This is a genomic window from Psychrobacter sp. CoH-33_TS_01, from assembly GCF_058189395.1.
Genome location: NZ_JBVGQI010000007.1, coordinates 1 through 19459, shown reverse-complemented (window position 1 = coordinate 19459; position 19459 = coordinate 1). Strand labels below are relative to the sequence as shown.

Annotated in this window: 11 protein-coding genes and 4 tRNA genes; 5 read left to right on the top strand and 10 right to left on the bottom strand. The window is 46.5% G+C overall.

Translation table 11 applies throughout. From position 1 onward, the window contains the following. Positions 1-344: 344 nt before the first annotated feature. On the bottom strand, positions 345-3764 hold the full coding sequence (locus ACZ2XM_RS11155; protein ID WP_490589336.1) for a DNA translocase FtsK: 3420 nt from the start codon (positions 3762-3764) through the stop codon (positions 345-347). A gap of 553 nt (positions 3765-4317) precedes the next feature. Here ACZ2XM_RS11155 and trxB point away from each other — a divergent pair. The 3 genes from trxB to ACZ2XM_RS11140 all read left to right on the top strand — a co-directional run bounded on the left by trxB (position 4318) and on the right by ACZ2XM_RS11140 (position 7224). Further along, positions 4318-5340 carry a thioredoxin-disulfide reductase gene (trxB, locus tag ACZ2XM_RS11150; RefSeq protein ID WP_490589337.1) on the top strand — a complete coding sequence of 341 codons (1023 nt, stop codon included), beginning with the start codon at positions 4318-4320 and terminating at the stop codon, positions 5338-5340. A 452-nt stretch (positions 5341-5792) separates the two neighbouring features. Further along, on the top strand, positions 5793-6623 hold the full coding sequence (locus ACZ2XM_RS11145; RefSeq protein ID WP_490589338.1) for a leucyl/phenylalanyl-tRNA--protein transferase: 831 nt from the start codon (positions 5793-5795) through the stop codon (positions 6621-6623). 154 nt (positions 6624-6777) lie between these two features. Then, positions 6778-7224, top strand: a complete 447-nt coding sequence (locus ACZ2XM_RS11140) for a MerR family transcriptional regulator (protein WP_490589339.1) — start codon at positions 6778-6780, stop codon at positions 7222-7224. Positions 7225-7276: 52 nt separating this feature from the next. On the opposite strand, the gene rimI is transcribed toward ACZ2XM_RS11140, so the two are convergent. The 9 genes from rimI to ACZ2XM_RS11095 form a co-directional block, all read right to left on the bottom strand. Continuing rightward, positions 7277-7768, bottom strand: coding sequence for a ribosomal protein S18-alanine N-acetyltransferase (gene rimI, locus ACZ2XM_RS11135; RefSeq protein WP_490589340.1), 492 nt, complete (start codon positions 7766-7768; stop codon positions 7277-7279). Positions 7769-8229: 461 nt separating this feature from the next. Further along, positions 8230-9420 carry an elongation factor Tu gene (gene tuf / locus ACZ2XM_RS11130; protein WP_490610537.1) on the bottom strand — a complete coding sequence of 397 codons (1191 nt, stop codon included), beginning with the start codon at positions 9418-9420 and terminating at the stop codon, positions 8230-8232. 424 nt (positions 9421-9844) lie between these two features. Next, a tRNA-Thr gene (locus tag ACZ2XM_RS11125) sits at positions 9845-9919 on the bottom strand. An 82-nt stretch (positions 9920-10001) separates the two neighbouring features. Continuing rightward, a tRNA-Gly gene (locus tag ACZ2XM_RS11120) sits at positions 10002-10075 on the bottom strand. Between the two features lie 99 nt (positions 10076-10174). Next, a tRNA-Tyr gene (locus ACZ2XM_RS11115) sits at positions 10175-10258 on the bottom strand. A 111-nt stretch (positions 10259-10369) separates the two neighbouring features. Further along, a tRNA-Thr gene (locus ACZ2XM_RS11110) sits at positions 10370-10445 on the bottom strand. A gap of 239 nt (positions 10446-10684) precedes the next feature. Continuing rightward, the gene (locus tag ACZ2XM_RS11105; protein WP_490589826.1) at positions 10685-12292 is read right to left on the bottom strand and encodes an FHA domain-containing protein; all 1608 of its coding nucleotides are present in this window, start codon (positions 12290-12292) and stop codon (positions 10685-10687) included. A gap of 157 nt (positions 12293-12449) precedes the next feature. Beyond that, positions 12450-13310 carry an RsiV family protein gene (locus tag ACZ2XM_RS11100; RefSeq protein ID WP_490589827.1) on the bottom strand — a complete coding sequence of 287 codons (861 nt, stop codon included), beginning with the start codon at positions 13308-13310 and terminating at the stop codon, positions 12450-12452. Positions 13311-13550: 240 nt separating this feature from the next. Then, positions 13551-15146, bottom strand: coding sequence for a peptide chain release factor 3 (locus tag ACZ2XM_RS11095; RefSeq protein WP_490589828.1), 1596 nt, complete (start codon positions 15144-15146; stop codon positions 13551-13553). Positions 15147-15445: 299 nt separating this feature from the next. On the opposite strand from ACZ2XM_RS11095, the gene ACZ2XM_RS11090 reads away from it, so the two are divergent. Together ACZ2XM_RS11090 and polA are read left to right on the top strand one after the other, a co-directional pair. After that, on the top strand, positions 15446-15859 hold the full coding sequence (locus ACZ2XM_RS11090) for an Ohr family peroxiredoxin (protein WP_490589829.1): 414 nt from the start codon (positions 15446-15448) through the stop codon (positions 15857-15859). Between the two features lie 383 nt (positions 15860-16242). Beyond that, positions 16243-19221, top strand: a complete 2979-nt coding sequence (gene polA / locus ACZ2XM_RS11085; RefSeq protein WP_490611143.1) for a DNA polymerase I — start codon at positions 16243-16245, stop codon at positions 19219-19221. Positions 19222-19459 lie beyond the last annotated feature (238 nt).

Sequence of the window (19459 nt, the reverse complement as noted above, 5' to 3'; positions counted from 1 at the left end):
CTTACTTAACTTAGGTAAGATTTAGCTTTTGTAGGCTGCGGCTTTAGCCCAGCTATAGGTTTGAAATATCTGTAAGTGCTGGGTTAAAAACCCAGCCTACGCTAACTTACTTTACCTGTGTAAGACTTAACCTGTGCAAGATTTGGCTTTTGTAGGCTGGCGCTTTAGCCCAACTATATGTTTTAAATGGTTGCCAGTGCGGAGGTTGTCCTCTATGGTAACAGCAATATTCCAGTACAAACCGTCTGGCACAGCACTAGTCTTATAGAGAATAAAAAAAGTGGGCTACTTAACAGTAACCCACTTTTTTATTAGCCACAAAATTTTCTAACTTTCTATAAATGCTACATTAGTAATTCCCGTTTACCACTCTTACCCATCGAGCTGACCAGTCCTGCCTCCTCCATCGAGTCGACAATACGCGCAGCACGGTTATAGCCAATGCTAAACTTGCGCTGGATACTAGACGCAGATACTTTACGGGTCTCTAGCACAAAAGCGACGGCCTCATCATAGAGGTTGTCATCTTCGCCTGAATTATTGCCACTCGTATCGCTTGGGCTAGACAACTCAAAGTTACTCGCCATATTATCGATATAGTCCGGGGCACCACGCTCACGCCAAGCATCACAGACTCGGTTGACCTCTTCATCACTGACATAAGCCCCATGCACACGATCGGGCTCAATCTGTCCTGGGCCTAGGAATAGCATATCACCATTCCCGAGCATATCTTCTGCCCCGCCAGCATCTAGAATAGTCCGCGAATCGACCTTTGAGTTCACACGTAGCGCTGCACGCACGGGAATATTCGCCTTAATCAGACCGGTGATGACATCGACTGACGGACGCTGAGTGGCCAGCATTAAGTGAATACCCGCCGCTCGGGACTTCTGTGCTAGACGTGTAATCAGCTCTTCCGCTTGCTTACCGACTTGCATAATCATATCGGCAAACTCATCCGCGACGATGACAATCATAGGCAAGGTCTTCAGCTTTGGCGCTTGGCTAATGCTGACGCTATCATTGGGGCGCCATAATGGATCAATCATAGGATTGCCCGCTTTTTCAGCCGCGATGACTTTTTTATTGAATTCACCCAGCTTACGCACTTTGAGCAAGCTCATCAGTTGATAACGGCGCTCCATCTCGGCGACACACCAAGACAAGCTGCTCGCCGCCTCAGTCATATCCGTCACTACCGGCGTCAATAGATGCGGAATGTCATTATAGTTGGCCAGCTCTAACTGTTTCGGGTCAATCAGGATAAGGCGCAATTCGCTAGGCTTATATTTCAGCAGCATCGATAGCAACATCGAGTTCACCAAAACTGATTTACCCGAGCCGGTCGTACCCGCAACCAACATATGCGGAGCACGGGCAAGATCCGTAATAATAGGATTGCCACCGATATCTTTACCCATCGCCATGCTAATTTGTGCTTTCGGGTCTTGGTACTTTTCAGTGGTTAATAGCTCAATTAAGCGCACCATCTCACGCTTTTTATTCGGTACTTCAATACCGATATAAGGCTTACCCGGGATAACTTCGACCACGCGCAATGAGGCCATAGACAGCGAGCGCGCCAAATCTCGCGAGATTCCAGTAACCTTACTGGCCTTGATACCGGGAGCTAGCTCGACCTCAAACCGAGTAACGACCGGGCCAGGAATAGCGTTTTTCACTTCCGCTTTAACATTGAAATCTTGTAGTTTTATTTCTAATAATTCTGACAGTTGCTCTAGCTCAGCTTCTGTATAGCTGGGCTTACGATCAGGGTCCGGCTTATCCAAAATGGACAGCTCTGGAATGGGGGTTAACCCTGCACGATATTTGGCCGTCTGCATAGAGCGCGAGCTGCCCGCATAAGCCGCATCATCTTCAATCGCGGGTAACGTCGCAACGTCATCCTCTGGCACCATATCTTCAATATGATTGCTAGCTCCGTTTTCAGGCACTGCAAAGCTCACCGTAGGTCTAGGTGCTGCTACTGCAGCCGGCTCTATAGCGGTAGGTGGCTCTTTAGGGTTCGCCGGCGGAGTGTTAGTGGGCGTCATATCGAACCCATTTAACCCAACGGACTCCTCCACAACAGCTGCACGAGCGGTTACCGGCGCTTCAGTAGACTCAATAGGCTGAGCCTTTGGGTTCGCTACCGTCTGAGTAGGAGTCGCCACGCTATCGGCTATCTGAGTAGCGGCCAACGCAGCCGGAGCCAGCGTATCTATAATTGCAGGTTTCGGTTTATCCGCTTCCCAATCGGCTGCCAATCCTTCAGTCTCAGTACTGGACAACCACGACTCTGCCAACGCATCCACACTAACAGCCGTTGGCGTCTCCGTGGTGGTCGCTAAATCTTCTGCAACCTCATTAACGGTTGGTTCTTGAACGGTTTCGGCTGCCACTGCTGCGCTTGGTTGTGCCACGGGCGCTGTTTCAGCCTGCGCGCTCAACTCAGGTGTTTGCGGAACTGATGTTTGCGGAGCTGTCGAAGTGGTGGCAGTCGCTGTAGTGGCAGCAACGACAGAAGCTACCGCAGGTACAATCGTGATGGCTGATGCAGCGGCCAAGTCCGCAGCTTCTGGTTGCTCTTGGGTAGCGGGCGCATCATGGGCATGGACATTACTGGCCGCACTGCTATTAGAATTTAACAGCGACGATACGGTTTCGTCATTATTCCATTTAAAGCTGGGCTCTACTTTTTTCACAATGACGGGAGCTACATTTTCAGCTACCGGTGCCGGCTTATTATCCTCAGTATCTTGCGTATTCTGTAACGGAGTCTCGTCTAAAGAAGTTGGTTCATCTGTAGCGTTCGGGGTTACAGTAACATTGGCCAGATTAGCCGCCGTAGCCGCTTCTTGCTCCTCTTGTTCTGCTTGCAATTGTTCCTTGAGACTAGCGCCTAAACCTGATTTCATTAAGAAGTCATTAAGCACATTTGTAATGCTAGCACGGCCACTTGTTTGCGGAGCGCTAGCGGTCGAATTGTCTGTGCTGTCTGCACTATCTTTATTAATTTCATCCACTATTGGCGCACGCATACGTAATGGCAGCTGCCCATGTTTATGGTCATCATCCACTAGGCTATCTTCATCAAAATCATGGTTATCGGCGTGGTCTGCTGCAATCTGTTCATCAGCAGCTGCCCTTTCGTCATCATAGCTGATAGCATCGTCATTCGCCTTGACGCCAGAGCCGAGCCAAGCGCGGCCCACCAAACCTTGATATAGCTCAAGCCAATGAATATTAAAGGCAAAAGTCATCGTAATAAGCACGAATACCAATAGGAAAATTAAGCTGCCGATAGTAGTCATCAATAGCGCTAACCGCGTGGCCAACTCTAACCCTATGATGCCGCCCGCTTTACCAGCGATCGCAGTGCCTTCTGTAGCCCCTTGCAATAGCGCACTGATTTGCGTGAATAGCGCGCTGCCCGCTAGCAGTAAGAAAATATAGGCGACCAGCCTTAGCAAGCCAAAAGTAGGCCGTCTCTCCCACCATAGCAGCACGGTCTCATAAACTAAAAAGGCAAATAGCCACCATGCCCCCCACCCCAAAAAGACATAAAATAGGTCAGATAACCATGCGCCCGTCGTTCCGCCCATATTATTAATACTGGTCATATCACTGCTGATATGCGACCAGCTGGGGTCGTTTGCCGAATAAGTCACCAAAATTACAAACAAGTACAAGGCTAAAAATAGCCCCAATACTGTAAATATTCCTTTTTTGACATACTCTATAATTTGTGCAAATGTCACGAATGGTCACCTTTAATTGTCGTACGGGTATTAGGGTAGTAAGGGTTATGAGGAGCCGATAGAGGACGACGCTGCGTGGCTGAATCAGCGCAGGTGGGCAGGATGACGATCATAGTACTCCGAGCGCTCTATAGTAACAAATACTAGGGGCGCTTAGCTAATACGATAGGCCCAATAATCGCAAATTTGCTACACACTATAGGCAGTCTACGCAAGATTGGCTACAGAGAGCTAAAGCTAGCCCTTTGAGCGCTGTTTATCAACTGCACTTATACCAATGATGACTTAATCTCACTTGTGATTTGGTCTCACTGCCCTTATGGTAGTAGCATTGTATATTGAACCCTCTTGCGACTAAAAAGCTTAAAATTTAGTGCGGCCATGCTAATAACTTGTTCTGGGTTTAGGTTTATAAATACTTTGCCCAGTTGGCTATTACTACGGCGTTTAAGTAGGCATAACCCTACCCCTATTTTAAACGGGTATACTTACCCGAATTTTAGTCAAAGACCTTTTTCAGTAACCAGTATTCATTTAATAATAAGGAATTTTTATGTCAGATACGGCCCCACGTCACGAAAAACTCATCATCCTAGGTTCAGGTCCTGCCGGCTACGCTGCTGCCGTTTATGCGGCGCGTGCTAACTTAAAACCGGTCATCGTCACGGGCATGCAAGTCGGCGGTCAGCTGACCACTACTACAGAAGTCGATAACTGGCCTGGCGATGCGCACGGTCTGACTGGCCCTGACCTTATGGAGCGTATGAAAGCCCATGCTGAGCGTTTCGGTACTGAATTGGTTTATGACCATGTGAATAGCGTGACTTTGACTGAGCGTCCTTTCAAACTACAAGGCGACAATGGCACTTATACTTGCGATGCCTTAATTATCGCTACTGGTGCCTCTGCCCAATATATGGGACTAGAGTCTGAAGAGAAATTTAAAGGCCTTGGCGTTTCAGCCTGTGCCACTTGTGACGGTTTCTTCTATAAAGATCAAAAGGTCGCGGTCGTCGGTGGCGGTAACACAGCCGTTGAAGAAGCGCTCTATCTATCCAATATCGCTTCTGAAGTGGTGTTAATCCATCGCCGTGACAGCCTACGCTCGGAGAAAATCCTCCAAGATAAACTGTTTGAAAAAGCTAAAAATGGCAACGTCACTATCGAGTGGAATCAAACCGTCGAAGAAGTGGTGGGTGACGAGATGGGCGTCAATGGCGTCATCATAAAATCTACCCAAGATGGCAGCACCAAACAGGTTGATGTTCACGGTCTATTTGTCGCTATTGGTCATAAGCCCAATACAGATTTATTCGCCGGCCAGCTTGAAATGAAAAACGGTTATATCGTGGTACAAAGCGGTCTAGCCGGCAATGCTACCCAGACCAGCATCGAAGGCGTTTATGCTTGTGGTGATGTGGCTGATCACGTCTACCGTCAGGCCATCACTTCAGCCGGTACTGGTTGTATGGCGGCGCTAGATGCTGAAAAATATCTGGATGCTGTTGGTGAAACTGTCGCCAAAGATCATACCTATGCTTCTACTTTGACTGCCGATCAAGCGGCCAATAGCTAAGCTGTACCGTTCAATACCTATGATAATTATGCAGGGTTAATTATGTGAGCGAGTTAATGGGGCATTATTTGCTCCCAGTAGTGCCCGTTAGCGATTGATAAGCCTATTTTTATGCACATAACATAACTAGGGCGTGTCCTCAATTAACAACACTAGCGTGTAATGGACTAAAACTGGCTATATTTTCGTCACTCTGCGAAAATTTCTAGACAATATGCTCATATTCTCTGCAAAATTTCCATGGACTGACAAAAATCTATCTCACTTTTAGCCTCATGATTCAATTGAGGACACGCCCTGAAAATTCGTTGGTATAATCCGTTAGAATAGAGAGGCTGTCTTTTATAAGGCAGCCTTTTGCGTCAGTGCTTATGACCAAGGACTACTACCTTAAAAGTTAAGCAGTCATCACCCATTTACAGACGTTATCCCGTTAAATTAAGAGGGCTCTTATGACCCTGCTGTCACAAATTCTGGCCAGCAACCATTATGACTTTCCTAACCCCATTGCCGCCGACCCGCAGCATTCGGGACTGATTGCCATGGGCGCAGATTTAGCGCCGGCTACCCTACTATCGGCCTATTGCCAAGGCATGTTTCCTTGGTTTAATGACGATGAGCCTATCGCTTGGTGGTGCCCTGAGCCCCGCTGCGTCATAGCCCCTAGTGAGTATCAACCGAGCAAATCGCTGCGGCGTACGGCAAAAAATGCACAGTGGCAAGTTACCTTAAACCAAGCGTTTGCTGAGGTGATTCAAAATTGTAGTCTACCGCGCAGTTATGCGCAGGATACCTGGATTCATGAAGAGATGATGGAGGCTTATCTGCATCTACATGAGTTGGGCTTCGCTCACAGTATTGAGGTGTGGCAAGCTACTAATAATACTACTGACAAAATTAATGATAGTATTGCTGGTGCAGATACTCAACGGGACGATAATAGCGGCGAAGGTCGACAATTAATCGGTGGGCTTTATGGCTTAAAAATAGGCAGCATCTATTTTGGTGAGTCGATGTTTCATACTGTCACTGATGCCTCTAAAGTCGCCTTTTGGGCTTTGATGCGCTTGTGTGACTATAGCGATATACCTTTGATAGACTGTCAATTGCCCAACCCACATTTGCTCAGCTTGGGCGCACAGACTTTAGAGCGGCAGCAATTTTTAGAATTACTTCCTAAATTGACCCCACAGCAGGGCATCTCTTGGCAAGCCAACAACTTCGACCCCATAGCTTGTCAGTCTTTACTTACTTATTTCGCTTGGCAAGCCAAATGTCGCTAATAGACGCTGGAGTCGTTAAAACTACGGCAGAATGACTGGCTGTAATTTTTGTGGCAGCATTCGGATAACGACCAGTACTCAGCACCCCTTAACCCCTTATATCTATAAAACCGTCGTAGAAAGATAGGTTTCGGCCACACAATAGGAGCAAACTATGCACACGGAGGTCCATTACTTACTCATTGGTGAGCTGGCTAAGCAGGCGGGCACTACCAAAGATACCATCCGCCATTACGACCAGTTGGGACTATTAAAGTCGCGCAAACGCCAAGCGGGCTCGCGCCATTATAGTGAGTATCATCCTGAGTGTATTCATAGGATTAAAACCATCAAAGATGCGCAAACGGTTGGATTTAAATTGACTGAAATGCGCGGCAGCTTTAATGACTATTACGACGGCACCTTGAATGTTGATGAGCAAATCGTGACGATCACGGAAAAGCTCGAGCAAGCTCAGCGGCAACAACGCAGCTTGGATACCGTGATTGTGCAATTGACCAACCGCCTTTCTCAGTTAGAGCAAATGAAACTGGCCAACTGCCAATCGATACCCCGCTACGATATTGATACCTTTTCGGAGTCACCTTTGCAGAAAAAGTAGCTCTTAATAGCGGTTATCTAAGAATAGCAACTGTCTTAAAATAGCGCTTATCTTAATATTTTAAATCACACGACATAATCAAAGCATCCATAGCAGCTTGGTTGGCGGCTTGATAATAGTCTTTACGCTCGTGAATGACTGCAAAGCCATAGCGTTCATACAATCTTATCGCAGGCTCATTATCTGCTCGCACTTCTAGCAATAAGCTCTCTACTCCTTGCTCTTTTAATACTTCAAATAACTTACTGAGCAATTGCGCCGCTATACCCTGACGTTGATGGTCAGGATGGGTTGCTATACGGAAAATTTCTCCTTGCTCAAACAGCTGCTGATAAAGGCAGTAGCCCACCACCTCTTTGTCTTTGATAGCTAGCAGCAGCTTATTGATATCTTGGCTAAGTAAGTCAGTGATTGCTTGCTCCGCCCAAGCATCTAACGGCTGCACTTGCGCTTCTATTGCAGCGACGGCCTGAATCACGTTAATCTCTCTTTTGAGTAATGACTCGTGTTTTTGGTATTGCTGAATATGAATAGTTGGGCTCATAGTAAGGCCATTGTTGATAAAGAGTTTTGGGTTGGTTTTATTATATATTAGGACTGCACATCTCCCTAAATCTCTGAGTCAGGACAGAACTGTGCTCGCGTAGGACAGAGAAACTGCAAATCCCCCTAAATCCCCCTTTGGAAAAGGGGGACTTCAAAACAGCAATCCTCTACCCCTTTAAAGATATACGCTTTTTTTCCCTCCTTTTTAAAAAGGGAGGGCTAGGGAGGGATTTTTTCCTTTATTTAACAGAGATTAGCTATTGACAGAAAATCATAGATTTTCTCTTGCGTCAGGGTAAAGGTTCCCCAAACCTTTACTGTTTCCTGACTCAGGGTTAGGGAGGGATTTAGCACTAAATAGAAGACAATAAAAAAAGCCGCCCTCAACAAAGAGAACGGCTTTTTAGCTAACGAATAACCAATTGCTCGGTTAGCGTTAGTTTAGCTTAGGGTTATGACTTACGCGTGAACGTTAGCAACAACACCAGCGCCTACAGTACGGCCGCCTTCGCGAATAGCGAAACGAAGACCTTTGTCCATAGCGATTGGGTGGATAAGCTCTACGCCCATCTCAACGTTATCACCAGGCATTACCATTTCAGTACCGTCTTGTAATTGGATTGCGCCAGTTACGTCAGTAGTACGGAAGTAGAACTGTGGACGATAGCCGTTTAGGAATGGTGTGTGACGACCACCCTCTTCTTTCGACAGTACGTATACTTCAGCGTCAAACTTAGTGTGAGGAGTGATTGAACCTGGCTTAGCTAGTACTTGGCCACGTTGAACGTCTTCACGCTTAGTACCACGGAGTAGCACACCACAGTTTTCGCCAGCACGACCTTCGTCTAGCAATTTACGGAACATCTCAACACCAGTACAAGTGGTTTTTTGAGTGTCACGGATACCAACGATTTCGATCTCGTCGCCAACACGTACGATACCAGACTCAACACGACCTGTTACAACAGTACCACGGCCAGAGATTGAGAATACGTCTTCGATAGGCATCAAGAATGCTTTGTCGATGTCACGCTCAGGCTCAGGGATGTAAGTGTCTAGGATGTTAAGCAGTTCTACAACCGCTGGCTCGCCGTATTGACCGTCTGAACCTTTAAGGGCTTCAGTTGCTGAACCTTTAACGATTGGCGTGTCATCACCTGGGAAGTCGTAGTCAGATAGAAGTTCACGAACTTCCATTTCTACTAGCTCAAGCAATTCTTCGTCATCAACGATGTCACATTTGTTCATGAAGACAACGATGTATGGTACGCCAACCTGACGTGATAGCAAGATGTGCTCACGGGTTTGTGGCATAGGACCATCAGTAGCAGATACTACTAGGATAGCGCCGTCCATTTGGGCTGCACCAGTGATCATGTTTTTAACATAATCGGCGTGACCTGGGCAATCGACGTGGGCGTAGTGACGCGTAGGTGTGTCATATTCTACGTGTGACGTGTTGATCGTGATACCACGAGCTTTTTCTTCAGGGGCACTGTCGATAGCTGCGTAGTCTTTAGCTTCGCCGCCAGAAGTTTTAGCAGCTACTGTTGCGATAGCAGCAGTTAGAGTGGTTTTACCATGGTCAACGTGTCCGATGGTACCGACGTTGACATGTGGTTTTAGACGTTCAAACTTGGCCTTTGCCATGGGTATATCCTTCTGTTATTAAAAGTTTAGAAGCGGCTATCGTATAAAGCTTTGCTTGCGGTCACCAGTGATATATATCACTGTGCAGTATCGGCTTTAACGATATTCAACTCTAAGACTTCGTTGTCATTAATTAACGGTTCATTAATAAGAGATGGCTCTATTTTGCCATCGCTACGGCCTCACCCTACTATAAACAAACTATACACTAGGGGGTTTTTCTAAATTTTTCTTTGTTACTACTTATAAAGGTACTACTTATAAACTTTTAGCACTTACAAACTGCTGAATTTTCAGCCTATTTTATCTTACTTAATCCAAGTTATAGATAAAACAACGCTTATAGATGAGCTGATTATATACTAACTGACAGCACTAAAAGGCAACACAGATGTGCTACCTTCTTATTTACTCTATTCAAAATTGGAGCTCATATCGAGAATTGAACTCGAGACCTCTCCCTTACCAAGGGAGTGCTCTACCGCTGAGCTATATGAGCATAAAGAGTAGACTATCGTGCTAATAATTATACAAAAAAATCCCTCAGCAAAATTATTGAGAAGGTATTGATGTATATTTAGTGGAGCGGGTGGCGGGAATCGAACCCGCGTCATTAGCTTGGAAGGCTAAGGTGTTACCATTATACCACACCCGCAAAGCCATGTAGTTTCAGCAGGTTTCTGATTCTAACCCTTAGACGTCAGTTGGAGGTCTAAGTCGTAGATTAAGTAAAATACTTAAATCAGATAAAAAATGGTGGTGGGGGAAGGATTCGAACCTTCGAAGCTTTCGCGACAGATTTACAGTCTGTTGGGTTTGACCGCTCCCCAACCCCACCTGATTAAGTAACTAGTTTTCGCAAAGCCATAAGGCTTCTTTGATTATAACCAATCACTTAAGTTTTTGCTTTACTTAAAAAGCGGGCTATTTAAAATAGCTACTTTGAAGATGGTGCCGACTGCCGGGATCGAACTGGCGACCTACTGATTACAAGTCAGTTGCTCTACCAACTGAGCTAAGTCGGCTTGTTGCTTCAAAGTGGGGAGTATTCTATCAAATATAATTTAAAACACAACCCCTATTTGCGATTTATTTTAAATTAATTTGAGAAATATCAATTTTAGCCTCGTTTTTACAACTATTAAAATCACGTAGAGCCAAATACTACAAGGCTTAGAGGGCAAAAAAGGGACAGCAATAATAATTATCACTATCCCCTATTTTTTTATCTATTAACAGGCGCTTAACTGGATTTACCTAGTAACTAGCCACCCACGCCACCCATGTTGAACATCCATAAAGCGATTCCTAGGATAATTAAGCCAATAAATAACCAAATAAACCAACCGCCACTTGGTTTTTTATGGATATCCGAATGGGTGGCGGTATTGGTCACTGCCTGATCCATCGCATTATTGCCAGTAGTGCCCAAATCTTTAGGATTGCCTAAGTTGGCAGTCCCAGATAACTGGCTGGTAGCCGCTTGCTTGGCACGTAATACATCGGGATCGGCTTCCTGCTGCAGCTCGGTCGTCGTGGTTTTATCATGAGGGTCTTTGACAGACGGGTCAGACATATCTTTAGTAGGCATGGTGCTCTCCTGTGACGGCTCGCTAGGCTTTAAGGCGGGCTCGGGTTGTACGGGCTCAGATACGGTTGGTTCTGTGACTGTTAATGCCTTCTCAGCTACTACTACTGGCTCTACTACGGGTTCAGGCTCTACTACTGGTTCAGGTTCTACTACGGGTTCAGGTTCTACTACGGGTTCAGGTTCTACTACTGGTTCAGGTTCTACTACTGGTTCAGCTTCCGTAGAGACCGTTGGTTTTGACGCCAAGGACTCTGCTAATACCGGTGTCGGCGCAACAGAAGTGGGTTTAGCGGCAACTGATTCCTCTACAGTGTCAAAGCTATCTACGACATCAGCATCTGTCTCTATAATCTCAGCAGTATCATTCTCTACCACAGGTGCAGTGTCTGACACAGTATCCGTCTCTAAGGCCGCTGAAGACGTTTCAGTAGAGCTACTTGGACTGGCTTCTAGATTGGCCTGTAAAGGCTGTACAGGCTGTTGTAAGATCGTCTCTGCGGTGTCAGCACCGGCCTCTTGCGCCTCCCTACTATTATCAGAAATGGAGTCAACGTTTACTGAGCTTAAGGCTTCTAAAGGCACTGGTGGTAACACGGACTCTAATACTTCAGGTTCGCTAGCTACAGGGTCTGGCGTGGTATTCAAACTAGCATTGTCCGAGTCAGTAGCACTGCTATCTGCAACAGTATTATCGATCTGAGCAGTATCCAGCTTAGCGACTGCATCCTGGGCAGGGATATTGCCCATATCTGCGGCGACAGGCAGCTCGCTAGCAGCCACAGAGTCTTGACTCACACTCGTTACGGGGTCTGCATCAACAGCAGAGGCGCTCTCAGTGGTGACGCTTGGCTCAGCTAAGCCCTCTGGCGTATCTTGGGTGGTCTCTGCCACAACGGGCGCTGTATCGGACACAGAAGCGGCTGTTGGCGCTGGCGCTACCGCAAAACTAAAGGCCGCAAAACTGACTTTATCATCAGCATTTAACAGCTTAGATTTATTGGCTTCAATTTGATTGTCATTAACGAAAGTACCATTTGAAGAGGCCAAATCTTTAAGATAAAGTTGACCATTGAGCACGCTTAATAAGGCGTGATTGCGTGAAATTTGCTTACTGCCTAAGACCACGTCATTGTCTGAGCCGCGACCAATGGACAAGCTGTCGGTCACACTTAGGGTCAAATCCCCTAAGGCTTCAGTTAAGGCATTCAATTGCCACTGCACAGTTGCATTGTTCCCATTAGGGCCGCTATCTGTCGTCGAATTATTACTCGGGTTGTCCATCTACGCTCTCCTATTATGTGCAAACTCTATTGTCATTAATTTTATCTATTTGCTAGTATTTTGCTAATGTTTTACTAGTAGTTTAACTACGATTAATTGTTTCACCAGTGGCTATTTTGCAACTCACTGGCTGCCGCGCTAAGGCGTAAAATAGCGTCTAACGATAAGCCGATAAATACTGTGGTCTGAGTACTCCCGCCAATTTATTATAAGGAATAACCAATTCAGGCTGTCCAGAAGCGTACGGGGCAATGGCATAAGACTGATACTTTAATACCACGCCTTGATCGTTCAGCGACACATTATCTGTCATACTAAAAGGCCAGCTTTTTTCATATTCTGCCACATCATTTGTAAAGTCTTTAACCCAGTTTTTATACGCGTCATAGGCCAGCGCCTCAAACTTAGGCTTTGCTGCCGCAATCAACAAATCATCCAAACCTAAGCGCCGTTTGTTTTGGCTATCTAGCAAGACATATTCGACATAAGGCATCCCATGCGCCCCGCCTAAATACAGATAAGAGCTCACCTCAAACAGTTCAAAATCACCCACATGTCCAAGATACTCAGGCTGCACATCAATGCTGTAGTGCAACATACTATCCGCTGGCAAATCCGCCATCTGCGACTGGGTAAACTCATCTAACGAGGTCTTTACCGCTGCTGCACTTTTGGGCTTACTCTTAACACTCTCGCTAGCCGGCGCACTCATATCACGGCCATCCGTAGCGATCTCATTCACCAAATCATTTACGATAGTATTCATCCAAGCGTGATTGGTGGCTAGATACTGAATGTGAACCTCAGGGCAATTGTCTTTGCTTAAGCAGGCTTCACTGACCGATTCAGGCAAGGAGTATTCTAAGTAATCCGTATTATAAATCAGCGTGGCCGCCTGCGCAGGGAGCACCGTACTAGCACTCATAGCCATAAGCATAGGAGCGCCCAGTCTTTTAGCCTGCCGAGCAAGAGTAGAGGTAATAAATGAGGGCGTAAGCTGCCATTGGCGAGCTGACATAGCGAAATCCTTATTCACGATTATTATTCATTAAAAAGCTGGGCTATTGCCTAAAAACTAGCGGCTAAGTTATTTTACAACCCATTTAATCATAGCTTATCTCAGCCTAAATCATTGTTGAAACTATGTTGATACTGAGGTTAATAGGACTAGCTATAAAAAAAGACACGCTAATCAGCGTGCCTTCTTCTCTTACTAAAAACTATCTCATAACCACCTTAAATGGTTGATGGCTAAATCTTAATGCTCACGCGTATTACTAAACGTCACTTCCGGATAGCGATCAATCATCAACTGTAGATTCACGCGTGACGGCGCTAGATACGTCAGATAGCCACCGCCATCGAGAGACAATTGGTCATGGGCTTTACGCTTAAATTTCGCTAAAGCAATCTCATCGTCACAATGAATCCAACGCACGGTAGCGATGGAGACCGGCTCAAAGATACACTGAACCTTATACTCTTCTTTGAGTCGATGGGCGACCACTTCAAACTGCAGCACACCGATGGCGCCCAAGATTAAATCGTTATTAATCTGTGGCATAAAGACCTGCGTTGCGCCCTCCTCAGAGAGCTGCTGCAGACCCTTTTGCAAGGCTTTTGATTTCAGCGGGTCTTTAAGGATAACGCGGCGGAACAGCTCTGGCGCAAAATGCGGGATACCCGTAAAGTTGAGCGTCTCACCTGAGGTGAAGCTGTCACCAATACTGATAGTGCCATGGTTGTGCAGACCGATGATATCCCCTGGGTAGGCCTCTTCTAGCGCCTCACGATCGCCTGCTAAGAAGGTCAACGCATCCGAGATACGCACTTCTTTACCGAGGCGGACGTGGTTGAGTTTCATACCCTTTTCGTACTTCCCTGAGCACACGCGTAAGAAAGCTACGCGGTCACGGTGACGCGGGTCCATATTGGCCTGAATTTTAAACACAAAGCCCGTAAAATCCGTCTCTTTGGCGAGCACTTCGCGCTGCTCCGTCGGGTGATCTTTCGGTGGCGGCGCATACTGAATCAAGGTATCGAGCACCATATCGATACCGAAGTTACCAAGAGCGGTACCAAATAACACCGGGGTCATCTCGCCCGCTAAGAAAGCTTCTGCGTCAAAGTCTTCTAATGCCATTTGCACCAGCTCTAACGACTCTTCAAATGCCGCGAAAGCCAAATTGCCCAAGCGCTCACGCACATCAGGATAGTCGTAACCTTCGCGGGTCTCGGTCGCGATAATCTCACCGCCATGACCTTTGGTATAGAAATAAGTTTTGTTTTCCGTCAGGTTATACACGCCGACGAAATCTTGACCCATACCCACCGGCCAGGTTAATGGCACACACTTAATGCCGAGGACAGTCTCGATCTCATCCAATAGCTCGAGCGGATCACGAATCTGGCGATCCAGTTTGTTGACAAAAGAAATGATAGGCGTGTCGCGCATCCGACAGACTTCCATCAGTTTAATGGTTCGGGCCTCGACCCCTTTCGCGCCATCAATCACCATCAACGCGCTGTCTACAGCGGTTAAGGTACGGTAAGTATCTTCTGAGAAGTCGGCGTGACCTGGAGTATCGAGGAGGTTGACCACATGGTTTTTATAAGGAAACTGCATGACCGAAGTGGTAATCGAGATACCACGCTCCTGCTCCATGCTCATCCAATCCGAGGTGGCATGACGGTCTGATTTGCGGCTTTTGACTTCCCCAGCGACCTGAATCGCTTGGCCCCAAAGCAGAAGTTTTTCGGTCATGGTGGTCTTACCCGCATCGGGATGCGAGATAATAGCGAAGGTACGGCGCTTGGCCACTTCCGCATTTAAGGTCTTTTGATCTACGCTCATAATTTATGGCTTCAACTGTAATATGACAATATAAAAGGTAAGCAATCGGAATTAGAATGCCGGCAACCGATTAAAAATAAGAGAAATAAGTGGGCGTATTGTAGCGGATTTAGGGGGGGCTTGCAGAAGATGTTTAGGTTAGCCGCCAGAAAAAAAGTTACAAACCCTTAGCATCTGCTTACGGGTAAAAAACGCTACCAAGGTATTTATCTGCTATAGTGAATTGGGTGATAATAAACACCGCAACTTCTTTTAACTTTATAAAATGCTTATTAATATAAACAAAACAAGGATGCCTTATGAAAACATTATACGCAACAGAAGCCACAGTCACTGGTGGTCGTACCGGTAGCGCTAGTCTAAAAGACAGCGATTTGACCATCAATATGGTAGCACCAGGTTCTGGTAAAGACGGCAACAACCCTGAGCAACTTTTTGCCATGGGCTATGCGGCCTGCTTTGATGGCGCCCTCGGTGTCGTCAAGCAAATGGAAGGCGTAAAGTTTGACTCTACCGCCAAAGTCACTGTCGAGCTATTGTCTGGTGGCGAGCACGACTATAACATTGGGGCTAAAATTCACGTTATCGCTGAAAACACGGATTTGTCTGCTGATGAAATCCAAAGCTTGGTCGAAAAAGCTCACGAAGTCTGCCCGTATTCGAAAGCCACTCGTGGTAACGTGGACGTAGAAGTGACTTCAGAAGTTAAATAGTCCTATCGCTCAGTTAGCACTATCTACTTTGAAAATCAGATACTTTGAAAAACATAAGATTCTCAAGTAGGGACAACAGATTAACAGCCCAAGCTAGCGATAGTTTGGGCTTTTTAACGTTTATAGAATTAATATAAAACGCTCTCGTTAACACCACCCTACTCCGCCATAAAACCAACCTTGACTACTACCTCCCCCATATTTCGCCAACCAAAACGCAACGGCAAACTCTCGGGCAGGGCGCAAAATTTTCGTTATAATAAACTCATATTATTTGAATTTTTCTTTTGATTATTTTTTAGCTATCGCAAGACTACTAGCGCTATCCTTTCTTTCTTTATTTATCTTATAACAATCCTCATAACTGCTAAGTGACGCTCTCTATGACTGACGATATTTCTACTAGCACTTCCGATACTTCACACGCGGCGCTTGACCCCAATGTGATGCCAAAGTTTTCAGACATGCCAGATGTGGCGATGATGGACACATCCCACGTGAATAAAGACACGCCGCCGTTTATCCTAGTCGATGGCTCCTATTATTTATTCCGCACCTATCACGCGCTGCCGAAGACGATGATGACGACTCAAGGGCTGATGACCAACGCAATTCGCGGCACACTGAATGCTTTGTTGAAATTGATGCGCCGCTATCATCCGACCCATATGGCAGTGTGTTTTGATACTAAGTCCCCCACCTTTCGCCATGCGTTATCCCCTGAATATAAGGCCAACCGTCCGAAGATGGACACTGAGCTCGCTGAGCAGATTCCGTACATTCATCGTTTGGTGCGTGCGCTTGGTATTCCCCTATTGCGTATCGAAGGCGCTGAGGCCGATGACATTATCGGCACCCTGACCCAACGGGCAGTCGCCGAAGGCCACCACGTCGTCATCTCAACCGGTGATAAAGACATGGCGCAGTTGGTCAATGACTGCGTGATTTTAGAAGACAGCTTTACCGGTAAAATTACTGACGTACAAGGGGTCATCGAAAAGTTTGGTATCAAGCCCACGCAAATGGTCGACTATCTAACGCTAATGGGTGATGCCTCTGACGGCATCAAAGGCGTGCCTGGTATCGGTAAAAAGACCGCAGAAAAACTGCTAAATGAATATGGCAGTCTAGGCGGTATCTTAGAGCATGCGGATAAAATCTCTGGCCGCGCGGGTAAGAACCTAATCGAACACGCTGACGATATCCCCATGAACTCGCAACTGGCGACCATCGTCACCGACCTAGATATCGGTCAAGATTGGGAAGACCTGCGGGTGAATACCGACCCTTGTCAATTCATAGACGATCTGCGAGAGCTGTATAGCGAGTTGGAATTTAAAAACGAACTGGCCTCGCTTGACCATCCAAACCACCCGTCTAATGTGCAAAACGGCAGCGATAGCATTGATAACAGTAAGGCCGCTAGCGAATCGCAAGCGCAGATTGCCAAAACGCTGCAAAACCAAAAACAAGCGTCAATCATCGAACACGTCAAAGACAGCAAGCACCATGACAAGGCTTGGCATACCGTTTTAGACCTGCCCGCGTTTGAGACTTTGGTTGCTAAACTGGCAGACGCTGAGCAATTCGTCATCGATACCGAAACCACCAGTGTCTATTGGCGTCAGGCCGAGTTGGTAGGCTTGTCTTTTGCGGTAGAAGCGCATGAAGCTTATTACGTGCCACTAACCCATGCGCTAGAAGGAGATGAACTCGTTGCAAAACAGCTGGATCGCGATACTGTATTGCAAGCCCTAAAACCTATTTTAGAGAATCCAAAGATTGGCAAGATCGGGCAGCATTTAAAATATGATGCCCACGTGTTAAGCAAATACGGCATCGACCTAAACATTGCGCCGAATAATTGGGCAATGGATACCATGCTCGCCAGCTACGTGATTAATGCGGCGATTACCCGTCATGGCATGGACGACCTCGCCCGCCATTATCTCCACACGCAAACGATCACTTTCGAAGACGTAGCCGGTAAAGGCGCGAAGCAAGTGAGCTTTGATCAAGTCGCTATCGATATCGCCAGTGACTACGCTTGTGAAGATGCGGATATTACTTGGCAACTGTTTGAGTTATTTAGTAGCAAGCTTAAAGACGACGCTACCAACTCACGTCTATTGCATGAGTTAGAAATTCCGACGGCACAAATCTTGTGCCAGATGGAAGCCAATGGCATTTTGATTAAGCGTCCTTTCTTAAACGAACTGTCCAAACGCTTTGACGAAGAGATTATCGCTTTAGAAAAACGCGCTTATCAAGTCGCAGATGAAGAGTTTAACCTAGGCTCTCCTAAGCAATTGGGCGAAATGCTGTTTGATAAACTCGGTGTCGTAGGTGGTAAGAAAACGAAGTCGGGCCAGTACTCGACCTCTGAGTCCGTACTGTCAAAAATAGACCACGAACTGGTCGATATTGCTTTAGAGTACCGCAGCCTGGCCAAGCTAAAGAATACCTATACCGATGCGCTCGATGCCGTGGCTGATGCTGAGACTGACCGCGTGCATACTAGCTATCATCAGGCGCTGACCAGTACTGGTCGCCTGTCCTCTACAGATCCCAACTTACAGAATATTCCGATTCGTACCGCCACAGGTCGCTTAATCCGTCAGGCATTTATTGCTCCGGAAGGTCGCGTCATCTTAGCTGCGGATTACTCGCAAATTGAGCTGCGCTTGATGGCGCATTTCTCAGGCGATGCTAACTTAACTCGCGCGTTTAACGAAGGTCTCGATATTCACACGGCTACTGCTGCCGAAGTGTTGGGCAAAGCCGTCGAGGATGTCAGCTCTACAGAACGTCGTAATGCGAAAGCGATTAACTTCGGACTGCTCTACGGTATGAGCGCCTTTGGTCTCGCCAAGCAGCTGCAAATGACCCGCGATGAGGCGCAAAGCTATATCAAGTTATACTTCAGCCGCTATCCGGGCGTGCAGCAGTATATGCAAGACACCCGCGCTGGCGCTTATGAACATGGCTATATTGAGACTATCTTAGGCCGTAAGCTGTATACGCCAGATATAAACAATAGCAATCGCATGGTCAAACAAGCCGCTGAGCGTGCTGCCATTAATGCCCCACTGCAAGGCAGCGCTGCGGATATCATTAAGCTGGCGATGATTGCGGTAGACGAAGTGTTGCCGAAAGAAAATGCCAAGATGCTATTGCAAGTGCATGATGAATTGGTGTTTGAAGTGGACGCGGATAAGACCGATGAGATTAGTGCTTTAATCAAGACTGCCATGGAAGGCGTGTTGAACGATACCGCCAAACAATTAGGTTGGGACGTCGACTTTGCCGTACCGCTATTGGTTGAGACAGATACTGGTGAGAACTGGGATGAGGCTCATTAAGCGCTAAACAATATCATGGCATTTTGCTTTGAAGTCTCCCTTTATTAAAGGAAGATTTAGAGGGATTTGCTTTTATCTCCTATAAAAACTTAATTGTGAATAACAAGATAGGCTGGGCTTTTTGCTCAGCTTATTTTTTCGTAAATGGTAATACTTAGACTATGTAGATACCATCTTAGCAAATCAGAATCAAGAGGCGATATGAGCGACTTGAGGCTGATAAGGCATTTGGTGTTTT

What these genes read in the sequence shown, in the direction of transcription:
- trxB (WP_490589337.1), top strand. Translation starts at nt 4,318, where the DNA reads ATGTCAGATACGGCCCCACGTCACGAAAAACTCATCATCCTAGGTTCA.
- ACZ2XM_RS11145 (WP_490589338.1), top strand. Translation starts at nt 5,793, where the DNA reads ATGACCCTGCTGTCACAAATTCTGGCCAGCAACCATTATGACTTTCCT.
- ACZ2XM_RS11140 (WP_490589339.1), top strand. Translation starts at nt 6,778, where the DNA reads ATGCACACGGAGGTCCATTACTTACTCATTGGTGAGCTGGCTAAGCAG.
- rimI (WP_490589340.1), bottom strand. Translation starts at nt 7,768, where the DNA reads ATGAGCCCAACTATTCATATTCAGCAATACCAAAAACACGAGTCATTA.
- tuf (WP_490610537.1), bottom strand. Translation starts at nt 9,420, where the DNA reads ATGGCAAAGGCCAAGTTTGAACGTCTAAAACCACATGTCAACGTCGGT.
- ACZ2XM_RS11105 (WP_490589826.1), bottom strand. Translation starts at nt 12,292, where the DNA reads ATGGACAACCCGAGTAATAATTCGACGACAGATAGCGGCCCTAATGGG.
- ACZ2XM_RS11100 (WP_490589827.1), bottom strand. Translation starts at nt 13,310, where the DNA reads ATGTCAGCTCGCCAATGGCAGCTTACGCCCTCATTTATTACCTCTACT.
- ACZ2XM_RS11095 (WP_490589828.1), bottom strand. Translation starts at nt 15,146, where the DNA reads ATGAGCGTAGATCAAAAGACCTTAAATGCGGAAGTGGCCAAGCGCCGT.
- ACZ2XM_RS11090 (WP_490589829.1), top strand. Translation starts at nt 15,446, where the DNA reads ATGAAAACATTATACGCAACAGAAGCCACAGTCACTGGTGGTCGTACC.
- polA (WP_490611143.1), top strand. Translation starts at nt 16,243, where the DNA reads ATGACTGACGATATTTCTACTAGCACTTCCGATACTTCACACGCGGCG.